This is a genomic window from Streptomyces sp. BV286 (genome assembly GCF_019090165.1).
In the GTDB taxonomy this organism is placed as follows: Bacteria; Actinomycetota; Actinomycetes; order Streptomycetales; family Streptomycetaceae; genus Streptomyces.
The window spans coordinates 19,453-32,685 of the sequence record NZ_JAHRIB010000113.1 but is presented as its reverse complement, the minus strand read 5'-3'; the positions used below and the strand labels follow the sequence as shown (position 1 = coordinate 32,685).

The 13,233-nt window shown below is 73.3% G+C and carries 9 protein-coding genes; 6 read left to right on the top strand and 3 right to left on the bottom strand.

Translation table 11 applies throughout. The annotated features are described in order from the left end of the window. The 6 genes from infB to KUF83_RS15875 form a co-directional block, all read left to right on the top strand. On the top strand, positions 1–2,816 hold a 2,816-nt coding region (gene infB, locus KUF83_RS15900), incomplete at its 5' end, for a translation initiation factor IF-2 (RefSeq protein WP_217455332.1). Between the two features lie 309 nt (positions 2,817–3,125). Next, positions 3,126–3,422: a DUF503 domain-containing protein gene (locus KUF83_RS15895; RefSeq protein WP_217455331.1), complete on the top strand. Its 297-nt coding sequence runs from the start codon at positions 3,126–3,128 to the stop codon at positions 3,420–3,422. Positions 3,423–3,489: 67 nt separating this feature from the next. Continuing rightward, on the top strand, positions 3,490–3,969 hold the full coding sequence (gene rbfA / locus KUF83_RS15890; RefSeq protein ID WP_217455330.1) for a 30S ribosome-binding factor RbfA: 480 nt from the start codon (positions 3,490–3,492) through the stop codon (positions 3,967–3,969). After that, a complete protein-coding gene (gene truB, locus KUF83_RS15885; RefSeq protein WP_217455329.1) occupies positions 3,966–4,871 on the top strand; it encodes a tRNA pseudouridine(55) synthase TruB in 906 nt (301 codons plus the stop codon). The genes rbfA and truB overlap by 4 nt, the downstream gene beginning before the upstream one ends. A gap of 313 nt (positions 4,872–5,184) precedes the next feature. Continuing rightward, positions 5,185–9,057 (top strand): trypsin-like peptidase domain-containing protein, encoded by a 3,873-nt coding sequence (locus KUF83_RS15880; protein ID WP_374106070.1) that lies wholly within the window; start codon positions 5,185–5,187, stop codon positions 9,055–9,057. Positions 9,058–9,191: 134 nt separating this feature from the next. Beyond that, positions 9,192–10,151: a bifunctional riboflavin kinase/FAD synthetase gene (locus KUF83_RS15875; RefSeq protein WP_217455328.1), complete on the top strand. Its 960-nt coding sequence runs from the start codon at positions 9,192–9,194 to the stop codon at positions 10,149–10,151. An 84-nt stretch (positions 10,152–10,235) separates the two neighbouring features. On the opposite strand, the gene KUF83_RS15870 is transcribed toward KUF83_RS15875, so the two are convergent. Genes KUF83_RS15870 through KUF83_RS15860 form a run of 3 tightly spaced genes read right to left on the bottom strand, consistent with a single transcriptional unit; the run spans position 10,236 to position 13,224 of the window. Further along, positions 10,236–11,246: an ABC transporter ATP-binding protein gene (locus tag KUF83_RS15870; RefSeq protein WP_217455327.1), complete on the bottom strand. Its 1,011-nt coding sequence runs from the start codon at positions 11,244–11,246 to the stop codon at positions 10,236–10,238. Further along, positions 11,243–12,244, bottom strand: a complete 1,002-nt coding sequence (locus KUF83_RS15865) for an ABC transporter ATP-binding protein (protein WP_254643912.1) — start codon at positions 12,242–12,244, stop codon at positions 11,243–11,245. The genes KUF83_RS15870 and KUF83_RS15865 overlap by 4 nt, the downstream gene beginning before the upstream one ends. Then, positions 12,241–13,224: an ABC transporter permease gene (locus KUF83_RS15860; RefSeq protein WP_217455335.1), complete on the bottom strand. Its 984-nt coding sequence runs from the start codon at positions 13,222–13,224 to the stop codon at positions 12,241–12,243. Before KUF83_RS15860 ends, KUF83_RS15865 begins: the two co-directional genes overlap by 4 nt. Positions 13,225–13,233 lie beyond the last annotated feature (9 nt).

Below are 13,233 nucleotides of genomic sequence, written 5' to 3'. Positions count from 1 at the left end.
CTCCGGCCCCGGCTGCGCCCGAGTTCACGGCGCCGCCCGCGGCTCCCGCCGCTCAGGCTCCGGCAGCCCCGGCTCCGGCCGCGAACCCGCGTCCGGCCGGTGCCCGTCCCGGTGCCCCGAAGCCCGGTGTCCGTCCGGCCGGCCCCGCACAGGGCGGTCAGGGTGGTCCCGGTCAGGGCCGTGGCGAGCGCAGCGACCGCGGCGACCGTGGTGACCGCGGTGACCGTCAGGGCGCCCCGCGTCCCGGTGGCCAGGGCACGCGTCCCGGCGGTCGTCCCGCCGGCCCGCGCCCGGGCAACAACCCGTTCACCTCTGGTGGCTCCACCGGCATGGCGCGCCCGCAGGCGCCCCGTCCGGGCGGCGCCCGTCCCGGTCCCGGTGGGCCCGGCGGCGCCGGTGCCCCGGGCGCTCCGCGTCCCCAGGGCGCGGGCCAGGACCGTGGTCCCCGTCCGCAGGGTGGTCCCGGTGGCGCTCCGCGTCCCGGCGGCGGCCCCGGCGGCAACCGTCCGAGCCCGGGCGGCATGCCCCGTCCGCAGGGTGGTCCCGGTGGCGCTCCGCGTCCCGGTGGCGGCCCCGGCGGCAACCGTCCCAACCCCGGCATGATGCCGCAGCGTCCCGCTGCGGGCAGCCCGCGTCCCGGCGGTGGCCCTGGTGGCCGCGGTCCCGGTGGCGGCGGTGGCCGTCCCGGTGGTGGCGGTGGCGGCGGTCGTCCCGGTGGCGGCGGTTTCGCCGGCCGTCCGGCCGGTCCCGGTGGCGGTGGCGGCGGTTTCGCCGGTCGTCCCGGTGGTCCCGGTGGCGGTGGCGGCGGTTTCGCCGGCCGTCCGGGTGGTGGCGGTGGCGGTCGTCCCGGCTTCGGTGGTCGTCCCGGTGGTCCGGGTGGCCGTGGTGGCACGCAGGGCGCCTTCGGTCGTCCCGGCGGTCCCGCGCGTCGTGGCCGCAAGTCGAAGCGGCAGAGGCGCCAGGAGTACGAGGCCATGCAGGCCCCGTCGGTCGGCGGCGTCATGCTGCCTCGCGGCAACGGACAGTCCGTCCGCCTGTCGCGCGGTGCCTCGCTCACCGACTTCGCCGAGAAGATCGGCGCCAACCCGGCGTCGCTCGTCGGCGTGATGATGAACCTCGGCGAGATGGTCACTGCCACGCAGTCCGTCTCCGACGAGACGCTGAAGCTCCTCGCGGACGAGATGAACTTCGTCCTCGAGATCGTCAGCCCCGAGGAGGAGGACCGCGAGCTGCTCGAGTCCTTCGACATCGAGTTCGGTGAGGACGAGGGTGGCGAGGAGTTCCTCGTCGCGCGTCCGCCGGTCGTGACCGTCATGGGTCACGTCGACCACGGTAAGACCCGACTGCTCGACACCATCCGCAAGACGAACGTCGTCGCGGGCGAGGCCGGCGGCATCACCCAGCACATCGGTGCGTACCAGGTGGCCACCGAGGTCAACGGTGAAGAGCGCAGGATCACCTTCATCGACACCCCGGGTCACGAGGCGTTCACCGCCATGCGTGCCCGTGGTGCCAAGTCGACCGACATCGCGATCCTCGTGGTGGCGGCCAACGACGGTGTGATGCCCCAGACGATCGAGGCGCTGAACCACGCCAAGGCGGCCGACGTGCCGATCGTGGTCGCGGTCAACAAGATCGACGTCGAGGGTGCCGACCCGACCAAGGTGCGCGGTCAGCTCACCGAGTTCGGTCTGGTGGCCGAGGAGTACGGCGGCGACACGATGTTCGTCGACATCTCCGCCAAGCAGGGCCTCAACATCGAGAGCCTGCTGGAGGCCGTGGTCCTCACCGCGGACGCCTCGCTCGACCTGCGGGCCAACCCGGAGCAGGACGCGCAGGGCATCGCGATCGAGTCCCACCTCGACCGTGGCCGTGGTGCCGTCTCGACGGTCCTGGTCCAGCGCGGCACGCTGCGCATCGGCGACACGATGGTGGTCGGCGACGCGTACGGCCGTGTCCGGGCGATGCTCGACGACAACGGCAACAACGTCGAGGAAGCGGGTCCGTCGACCCCCGTCCTGGTCCTGGGTCTCACCAACGTCCCCGGCGCCGGCGACAACTTCCTGGTCGTCGACGAGGACCGCACGGCGCGTCAGATCGCCGAGAAGCGCGCGGCGCGTGAGCGCAACGCCAACTTCGCCCGGCGCGGAGTCCGGTTCTCTCTGGAGAACCTGGACGAGGCCCTCAAGGCCGGTCTGGTGCAGGAACTCAACCTCATCATCAAGGGCGACGCGTCCGGTTCGGTGGAGGCTCTCGAGTCCTCGCTGCTCCAGCTCGACGTCGGCGAAGAGGTCGACATCCGCGTCCTGCACCGCGGCGTGGGTGCGGTCACCGAGTCGGACATCGACCTGGCGACCGGCTCCGACGCGATCGTCATCGGCTTCAACGTCCGCGCTGCGGGCCGCGCGGCGCAGATGGCGGAGCGCGAGGGCGTCGACGTCCGCTACTACTCGGTGATCTACCAGGCCATCGAGGAGATCGAAGCGGCCCTCAAGGGCATGCTCAAGCCGGAGTACGAAGAGGTCGAGCTCGGTACGGCGGAGATCCGCGAGGTCTTCCGCTCGTCCAAGCTGGGCAACATCGCCGGTGTGCTTGTTCGCTCCGGCGAGGTCAAGCGCAACACCAAGGCGCGGTTGCTGCGCGATGGCAAGGTCATCGCGGAGAGCCTCACCATCTCCGGTCTGCGTCGCTTCAAGGACGATGTCACCGAGATCCGCGAAGGGTTCGAGGGCGGTATCAACCTCGGCAACTTCAACGACATCAAGATCGACGACGTCATCGCGACGTACGAGATGCGCGAGAAGCCGCGCGGCTAGTCTGCGGCGGCTGAACCGGGTCCGGGGCCGGGCCGGTGGGGAGGTATCCCCACCGGCCCGGCCCCGGACGGGCTTTTCTCGTCCCCTGCCCGATGGGTGTGTTGTCGGGTGCGGGCCCGGTGCGGGCTGGTCGCGCAGTTCCCCGCGTCCCTGGAGGGCGCGGGCTGCTCTGCGCCGGCCCCTTCAGCAGGACGACGGGGGCGAAACTCCGTCGAGCGGTACCAGGGGTTCGGGGTACCGTTCACGTGCCCCGGCAAGAAGCTTGGCCGGGCCACCTACCCCGTACCGGCGGGACATCCGGACACACCTATGTACGTGGGGACTCTGTCCTTCGATCTGCTCCTCGGCGACGTACGGTCGCTGAAGGAGAAACGCTCCGTCGTCCGCCCCATCGTGGCCGAGCTCCAACGCAAGTACGCGGTGAGCGCGGCGGAGGTGGATCTCATGGACCTCCACCGCAGGGCCGTCATCGGACTGGCGGTGGTCTCCGGGGACACCGGGCACCTGACCGACGTACTGGACCGGTGCGAGCGCCTGGTCGCCGGGCGTCCCGAGGTGGAGCTGCTGTCGGTGAGGCGGCGGCTGCACGGGGAAGACGACGACTGAGCGTATGCAGCGTGCGGCGACGTGGATCGGCCGTACACAGAACAGTAAGAAAGAGGGAGACGGACCAGTGGCCGACAACGCGCGGGCGAAGAGGCTGGCGGACCTCATCCGAGAGGTGGTGGCCAAGAAGCTGCAGCGCGGGATCAAGGACCCGCGGCTCGGTTCGCATGTGACCATCACGGACACCCGGGTCACCGGGGACCTCCGGGAGGCGACCGTCTTCTACACGGTGTACGGGGACGACCAGCAGCGTGCCGAGGCCGCCGCGGGCCTGGAGAGCGCCAAGGGCGTGCTCCGCTCGGCGGTCGGCGCGGCGGCGGGCGTGAAGTTCACGCCGACGCTCACCTTCATGGCGGACGCCCTGCCGGACACCGCCAAGACCATCGAGGACCTGCTCGACAAGGCACGGGCCAAGGACGCCGAGGTGCGCGAGGTCTCGGCCGGCGCCGCCTTCGCCGGTGACGCCGACCCGTACAGGAAGCCGGACGACGACGAGCCCGACGACGACACGGACGGCGACGAGACGGACGGCGACGCCGCTAAATGACGCAGAAGCAGAAGACGCCCGACGGCCTTGTCATCGTCGACAAGCCGTCGGGCTTCACTTCGCACGACGTGGTCGCCAAGATGCGCGGGATCGCGAAGACCCGCCGCGTCGGACACGCGGGCACCCTCGACCCCATGGCGACGGGCGTGCTCGTCCTCGGTGTCGAGAAGGCGACCAAGCTCCTCGGGCACCTCGCGCTGACCGAGAAGGAGTACCTGGGCACGATCCGGCTCGGGCAGAACACCCTGACGGACGACGCCGAGGGCGACCTCACCTCGTCGACCGACGCCTCCAAGGTGACGCGGGACGCCGTCGACGCCGGGATCGCCAAGCTCAGCGGCGACATCATGCAGGTGCCGTCCAAGGTCAGCGCCATCAAGATCGACGGCGTGCGCTCGTACAAGCGGGCCCGCGAGGGCGAGGACTTCGAGATCCCGGCCCGTCCGGTGCGGATCTCGTCGTTCGCCGTGTACGACGTCCGGGAGGCCGTGGCCGACGACGGCAGCGCCGTCCTGGACCTGGTCGTCTCCGTCGTGTGCTCGTCCGGCACGTACATCCGTGCCCTCGCCCGTGACCTGGGCGCCGACCTGGGTGTCGGCGGTCATCTGACGGCGCTGCGGCGTACCCGCGTCGGCCCGTACAAGCTCGACTCCGCCCGTACCCTCGACCAGCTCCAGGAGGAGCTGACCGTGATGCCGATGGCGGAGGCCGCCGCGGCCGCGTTCCCCCGGTGGGACGTGGACACGAGGCGCGCGCAGCTGCTGACGAACGGCGTGCGGCTGGAGATGCCCGAGGAGTACGCCGGGGCCGGTGCCGTCGGGGTGTTCGATCCCCAGGGACGGTTCCTGGCGCTGGTGGAGCAGCAGAAGGGCAAGGCCAAGAGCCTCGCGGTGTTCGGCTGACAGCCGGCGGCCGGAACGGCCGGGGCCGGCCGATTGCCGCTCTCGTCGGCCGGCGCGCTTGTCGTCGTCGTGGAGCGGCGTTCACGGGGTCGCTTGTGCCCGCCGCTCCACTGTCCCCCTCGGTTCCCCCACCCAGAGGTGTATCCATCCACCCTCCTCTATTCACCCGTCCGGGCAGGCGCTCGGAGTGAACCGGGGGAGCGGGAGGGGGCTCGTTCGGCTCGGGATCTGTCGCGTCTGATCACCTCGCGCCTACCGTCGGAATCGAAGCGCCGATAGCACGGTGCGGCGCGCGCGGCGGGGAGGTTCGAGCATGGCGGGACGGGGCCCGCGGGCCGGAGGCCGTCATCAGGCACCGGACGCCGCCCGGGAGACCCGGCACACGGCACGCGGGGGTGGCGGCGTGCCGCGTAGGTCTCCGGCCGGCGCGGACGCGGGTGGCCGGAGCCCGGACGCCGGCCGGGAAGGGCCGGATCGCGTCGGGGAGGCACCGGACCGGTCCCTGGTACGGATCTGCGACCTGGCCGGACGGCCGCGCGGCACCGGGTTCGTCGCGGACCACCACGGCACGGTGGTCACCAGCCACGAGGCGGTCGACGGTCTCGCCCGTCTCCTCCTGTACGTCCCCGCCGGGAACCGCACCTGCCTGGTCACGGCCGACTCGGTCACCGCTCTCCCCTCCCTCGGCCTGGCCCTCGTCCGCTGTGACGGCATGGGCCTCGACCCGCTCCCGATCACCGTCCGGGACTCCGTCGAGACCGGCAGGTACGTCCGTATCGCGGCGGGCGGCTGGCGGGAGGCCCGTGTGCTGGGCTCGTCCGCCGTGACGTACACGGCGACCGACCGCTTCCACCTCCTGGACACAGCGCTGGAGCTGGCGATCGGTACGGCCGGCAGTGACGCCCTGCGGCTCGGGGGCGGCGCGGCCGGGGGACCGGTCGTCGACGCGGCCACCGGTGCGGTGGTCGCCGTCCTGGGCACGGCACTTCACTCCGGGCGACAGGTCGGGGGCTTCGCCGTGCCGCTGTCCGCGGGCCGCCCGGCTCCCGGCGGTGCGCTGGCCGAGCTGCTGGCCCGCAACGCCGCGACGGTGCCCGCGTACGGGGACGACCTCAACCTCGCGGGCGTACTGGAACTGACGGCCGCGGTGCCACCCCCGCCGGGTTCCGCCGGGCCTCCGCACGGCGTCGAACGGCCCTGCACGACAAGGGAGTTCACCGCCTTCGCCCAGAGCCCGTGCACCGTCCTGGGGCTCGTCGGCGCGCCCGGCAGCGGTCGTACGACGGAACTGGCGGCGCTGGCCGCCGGGCGGGGCCAGGGTCCCGAACCGGCTCCGACCCTGTGGTTGCGCGGAGCCGATCTGCTGGCCACCGACTCGTCGGTGGCCGACGCGGCGCGCAGGGCCCTGGAGCGGGCGGGGCGGATCGTGGCGGCGACGACGGCGCCAGCCACGACTACGGCGACGGCGACGGCCACGACTACGGCGACAGCTACGGCGGCCGCGGATGGGGATGCGATGGGGGCTGAGGCCGTGACCGTTCCTGTGCCGGCGGGGGGTTCCGCACACACACCTGCGTCGGCGCCCGGTGTTCCGGCCGAGGCCGAGGCCGAGGCCGCCGGCGGCAGGGCGGGCGAGGAGGCCGGACACGGGCGAGGCGAGCTCGCGGACATCGGTCCCGAGCGGCTGGCCCGTCTCTCCGTGGACGCCGGGCGGCCTCTCCTGCTGCTCCTCGACAACCCCGAGGAAATGCCGCCGGGTCTCGCCGACCGCCTGCCGGACTGGGCCGCCGGCAGCGCCGTCTGGCTCGGGGAGCACGGGGTGCGTCTCGTCATGGCCTGCCGGGACGAGTACTGGGAGCGGGCAGGGGCCGCGTTCCCGCAGGAGCTGTTGTACGGGGCGCGGTGGGGTGCGGACGAGGCCCCCGGCGGGTCCCCCTGCGTCCGCCTCGGGGACCTGGAGGAGGACGAGGCACGCGAGGCGCGGGCCTGGTACGGGATTCCGGAGGGGGCCCTCGACGGAGCCGACGCGCGGCACCCGCTGACACTGCGGCTGCTGTCGGAGGTTCGGGCCGCGATGCCCGGCGCCCCGGTCGGGAGGACGGACCGGGACCAGGTCTTCGCCGCCTACCTCGACCTGATGTGCCTCCGGGTGGCCGTGCGGCTCGCGACGGTGAACGGGCTGCGGGGGACGGCGGTGCGGCGCCTCGCGGCCAGGGTCTCGGGGCAGGTGCACGTGGCCGCCCGGCGGTGCCTGGGCCCGGGGGAGGGGGAGCTGGACCGGGCGGCGTTCGAGACCGTGTTCCCGTGGGGCCCGGTGCCGGACCGGCGGCTGGGCGGCTGCGCCGGATGGGCGTCCGCCGTGCTCACCGAGGGCCTGCTCATGCCCGCCGGGGACGGCTACCGCTTCGTCCACGGGGAGTTCGCCGACTGGCTCCAGGGCATGCACCTCGACCTGGACGCCGCGCTCCAGGCCCTCACGCGGCGCCACGACACCGACCGCCGGGACGGCCCCGAGCACGCCGCCGCCGTCCCCCGCCACCGCATCGGCCCCGTACGGCAGGCGCTGCTCCTCCTGCCGGGTCAACTGGGACACGACCACCTCACCCTGCGGCTGCGCGAACTCCTCCACGCGGTCGACGAACCGGCCGTCGGCGCCGACGCGACGGGCGTGGTGGCGGACGCGGTCTCCGGGACCGGAACCGGAACCGGGACCGGGACCGGGAAGGAGGACGGGGAGGACGGGGCCTGGTGGCCCACCCGTCTGCTCAGGGACGTCCTGCTCGGGGTGCCCGACGCGACCCCGTATCTCGGCGTGCTGCGGCATCTCGCCGAGCATGTGGTGAGGTGGCGGGCCGAAGGGCGTGACGTGCCACGGGAGTTCGGCCCCGGCTTCTGGCGCGGGCTGCCCCTGCCGCAGGCGCACCGCTTCGACCTGCTCAGGCGCCTCGTCGTCGCGGACGAGGCACCGCCGGCCACGCGACCGCGCTACCTGGACGCCGTGTCCGAGCTCCTCGTCGCCGACCCGGCCGGTGTTCAGCCGCACCTCACCCACTGGTTCGACGACGACCGCACGCTCCCCGCGACCCCCGACGCCACCGTCGCCACCGCCGCCCAGGCCCTGCTCCACACCCACCGGCGCCGCGCCCTGGACGACCTGACCGAGGCGCTGGCCGACAGCGGGCACGCGCGTGCGGACGAACTGCTCGACGTCCTCGCGGAGGACGAGCCGTCCGCTCTGTGCCGCGCGGTCGACCGCTGGGCGCACGACGAGCGCCCGGCCCGGCGAGCGGCGGCGATGACGTACGGGCTGCGCGCCGCGCCGCACGTACGGACCGACGCCGACCGGGAGCTGCTGCGCTATGCCGCCCTCACCCTGCTCACCCACCCCGGCGACCGTGCCCTGCACGGGAGCGCCCTGGCGCTGCTGGTCCGCGATCCGCACACCCGGGCCCGGTACCTTCCGCAGGCGCTGGCCCGCTTCAGGGCACGCGACCGGCGGTTGCCGCCGAGCGCGCTGGTCACCGCGCTGGAGACCCACCCGGACCCGGTGCTGGCCGCGTTCCACGACCGCCTGGGGGAACCGGACGCCGGTGACGCGCTGCGCACCCTCGCCGAGGTCACGGCACCCGCACCGGCCCGCCGCGTCGCCGCCCTCGTACGCGACGTCGTGGCGCGGCACCCGGAGGCGGCCGCGCACGTGGCGGTGTATGTCGAGCATCGGCTGGAGCAGGGCCCTGCCGCCCGTGCCCTGCTCCACCCCCTCGTCACGGGGTTGCTCGACGACGGCAGACCGCCGTTGCGCGCCGCGCTCGCCGAGGTGTTCGCGGCACCGGGCACGCCCGGCTCACGCCCGCTGCGGCGCGAGTTCCTGGACCTCCTGCTGACCCACGAACGCGATCCGATGGTCCTGGACGCGCTCGTACGGGCCGCCGCGGAGGGTGTCGTCCACAACGGCGAGGAGTACACCCGTGCCCTGATCCACAGCGTGGGCCTGCTGCTCGTACGCACCCCGGACGGTGCCAACCGCTTCGACCGGGCGCTCGTCGACCTCGGCCGCGGTGTCCCCGGTTTCGCCCCGCTCGTCATCCGCTGGCTGACCGCCACGCCCGAGGACTGGTCCACCGTGATCGGACCCAGCACGGGCCGCACGATGGAGAACCTCGCGGGGGCACGGGTCCCCGTGTGACCCCCGCTCCCGCCGCCGTCACGTGCCCCCTGTCACAGGGCCCATGCCGATGCGGGGCGAGAGGGCGCGGCATGGCACCCTTAGAGCTGCGTATGAGGCAGACACGGACACGGGTTCGACGAGGAGCGGTCACAGTGCAGCGCTGGCGTGGCTTGGAGGACATCCCCCAGGACTGGGGGCGCAGCATCGTCACCATCGGCTCGTACGACGGAGTCCACCGCGGACACCAGCTGATCATCAGCCATGCCGTGGAGCGGGCGCGTGAGCTGGGAGTTCCGTCCGTCGTGGTCACCTTCGACCCGCACCCGAGCGAGGTCGTCCGCCCCGGCAGCCATCCGCCGCTGCTCGCCCCGCACCACCGCCGTGCCGAGCTGATGGCCGAACTGGGCGTGGACGCGCTGCTCATCCTGCCCTTCACGACCGAGTTCTCGAAGCTGTCGCCCGCCGACTTCGTGGTGAAGGTCCTCGTCGACAAGCTGCACGCCAAGGCCGTCGTCGAGGGCCCCAACTTCCGCTTCGGCCACAAGGCCGCCGGGAACGTCGCCTTCCTCACCGAGCAGGGCAGGACGTACGACTTCGAGGTCGACGTGGTGGATCTCTACGTGACCGGCGAGGCCGGCGGCGGCGAGCCCTTCTCCTCGACCCTCACCCGGCGACTGGTCGCCGAGGGCGATGTCGAAGGGGCCCGCGAGATCCTCGGCCGTCCGCACCGAGTCGAGGGCATCGTCGTCCGCGGCGCCCAGCGGGGCCGCGAACTCGGCTATCCCACCGCCAACGTCGAGACCCTCCCGCACACCGCGATCCCCGCCGACGGCGTCTACGCGGGCTGGCTGCACGCGCAGGGCGAGGCGATGCCCGCCGCGATCTCCGTCGGCACGAACCCGCAGTTCGACGGCACCGAGCGCACGGTCGAGGCGTACGCCATCGACCGCGTGGGGCTCGACCTGTACGGCCTGCACGTGGCTGTCGACTTCCTGGCCTTCGTGCGCGGGCAGGCGAAGTTCGACTCCATCGAGGCGCTGCTCGAGGCGATCTCCGACGACGTCAAGCGGTCGCGGGAGCTGATCGAGGCGTACGACGGCGGGCGTCGGTAGCCGCCGCCCTTGTCATTCGGGCCGATCGAGGCGGGTTGACCGGCTGCGGGTACGTCGTGGCCGGTCGCGCAATTCCCCGCGCCCCTAGAGGGGTGCCTTGGTCCGTGCCCAGTGGCACGCCACCTGCGCCCCGCCGCCCCCGTCCAGTACCGGCAGCTCCTTCCCGCGGCACGCGTCCGCGACCCCCGCGCGCTCGGCCTCCCCGCCCGCCAGGACCTGGCAGCGCGCGTGGAAGCGGCAGCCGGAGGGGATGCGGGACGGGTCCGGAGGCTCGCCGGTGAGGACGACCGGATCTCCGGGAGCCTCCGGCAGGACCGACAACAGAGCCTGTGTGTAAGGGTGCTGAGGTGCCGTCAGGACGTCCTCCACCGCTCCCGTCTCGACGATCCGGCCCAGGTACATGACCGCGACCCGGTCCGCGATGTTCCAGGCGAGACCCAGGTCGTGCGTCACCACCAGGGCCGACAGGCCGAGTTCGGAGCGCAGCCGCAGCAGCAGGGCGAGGATCTCGCCACGCACCGACGCGTCCAGCGACGCCACCGGCTCGTCCGCGACGATGAGTTCGGGCTCCAGGACGAGCGCGCCCGCGATGACCACACGCTGGCGCTGCCCTCCCGAGAGTTCGTGCGGATAGCGCAGGAAGAACCGCTCGGGCGGGCGAAGTCCGGCCCGTGACAGGGCAGTCGAGACCGCCTCGCGTTCGTCGCCCCCGTACGCGTGGATGCGCAGCCCCTCCGCCACCGCGTCGTACACCGTGTGCCGGGGGTTCAGCGAGCCGCTCGGGTCCTGGAGCACCAGCTGGGCGCGTCTGCGGTACGCCTTGAGGGCGCGCGAGGAGTAGTCGAGCGGGCGGCCCGCGAAGGTGACCCGGCCCTCCGTCGGCGGGACGAGACCGAGGAGCGAGCGCGCGAGGGTCGTCTTGCCGCAGCCCGACTCGCCGACCAGTGCGACGATCTCACCGGGCCGGACGTCCAGGTCCACACCGTCCACGGCCCGCGCCCGGGCGCTGTCGCCGCGCCGGGCGGGGAAGACGACATGCAGGCCCTGGGCGCTCAGCAGGGGAGCCGATGGGACCGAAGCGGTCGTCGTCGTCATGTGGTGCTCCTCGCTTCTTCCGCCACGGCCACCGGACCGACGTGTACGCAGGCCGCCGAGCGGCCCGTGTCCGCCGCCCGCAGTGCCTGGTCCTCGACGGCGCACGAGTCCAGTGCCACCGCGCACCGCGGGTGGAACGCACAGCCGGAGGGCAGTGCGGACGGATCGGGCGGATCCCCCGGCAACCCGCGCGGCGCGAACCGCGACCCGGCGTCCCCGATCCGCGGGAAGGCCGCCGACAGCGCCTTCCCATAGGGATGCCGGGCGTCCTCGTACACCTGCCGTGCCGGGCCCTCCTCCACCACCCGGCCCGCGTACATCACCGCGAGCCGGTCGCAGGTGTCGGACAGGACGGCCAGGTCGTGGCTGATCATCACCAGACCCAACTCCTGTTCGGACACGAGCTGTTGGAGAAGCCTCAGGATCTGCGCCTGGATCATGACGTCGAGCGCGGTGGTCGGTTCGTCGGCGATGACCAACCGGGGGCCGCAGGCCAGGGCCATCGCGATCATCACGCGCTGACGCTGGCCGCCGGACAGCTCGTGAGGGTACGCGGACGCCCGCGCCGCCGGAAGACCCACCTGCTCCAGCAGTTCGGCGGCCTTCCTCCGGGCGCCCGCCGGGGTCGCCTGCCCGTGCAGCAGAACGGGCTCGGCGATCTGGTCCCCGACGCGGTGCACGGCGTTCAGCGAGTGCATCGCGCCCTGGAAGACGATCGAGGCCCCGGCCCAGCGGACCGCCCGTACCCGCCCCCACTTCATGGTCAGCACGTCCTCGCCGTCGAGGAGGATCTGACCGCTCACCCGGGCCCCGGCCGGCAGCAGTCGCAGCAGGGCCAGCGCCAGCGTGGACTTGCCGCAGCCGGACTCGCCCGCGATGCCGACCTTCTGGCCGGCGTCCACGGTGAGGTTCACGCCGCGCACGGCGGCCACCCCTCCGGCGTACGTCACGTCGAGGTCCCGTACCTCCAGCAGATGTCGTGCGGTCGGCGCGCTCAACGGGCCACCCCCAGCTTGGGATTGAGGACGGACTCGACGGCCCGCCCGCACAGGGTGAAGGCGAGGGCCACGACGGCGATGGCGATGCCCGGCGGCACGAGGTACCACCACTTCCCGGCGCTGACCGCACCCGCCTCGCGCGCGTCCTGGAGCAGGCCGCCCCACGAGACGACCGTCGGATCGCCGAGGCCGAGGAAGGCGAGTGTCGCCTCGGCGAGGATCGCGGAGGAGATGATCAGGGTCGTCTGCGCCAGCACCAGCGGCATGACGTTGGGCAGGACGTGACGGGACATGACGTGCCAGTGGCCGCCGCCGAGCGCCTTCGCCCGTTCGATGTACGGCCTGGACTCCACGGCGAGGGTCTGCGCCCGCACCAGCCGTGCCGTCGTCGGCCACGTCGTGACACCGATCGCCAGGATGATCGTGCCGAGCGAGCGGGACATCACGGTCGCGAGCGCGATCGCGAGCACCAGCGTCGGCATGACCAGGAACCAGTCGGTGATCCGCATCAGCACCGTCGCGTACCAGCCGCGGAAGTGGCCGGCGGTGATACCGATGAGCGCGCCGATCGCGACCGAGAGGACGGCCGCGAGCAGGCCCACGAGCAGCGAGACCCGTGACCCCCACACCACCAGCCCGAGCAGGCTGCGCCCGAACTGGTCGGTGCCCAGCGGGAATGCGAGGCTGGGACTCTCCATGGGCCGCCCCGGCGCGTCCGTCACGCTCTGCACGCCGGAACCGACGGTCAGCGGCGCGGTGAGCGCGATCAGGGCGAACAGCGCGAGCGCCGCCAGGCCGAAGAGCCCCGAGCCGTGCGTGCGGTACCGCTGCCAGAAGCGGGCGGCGGAGGCACGGCGGCGCTGCCGGGCGAGGGCGCGGGGTCCGGCCTTCGCCGCTGGGGCGGCGCCCGGGGAGGGCGGCGAGGCCGCCGCCGGGGGAGCCGGTGAAGGAGCAGGCGGGGGAGTCGCGTCGGACGTCATCGGCTCGTC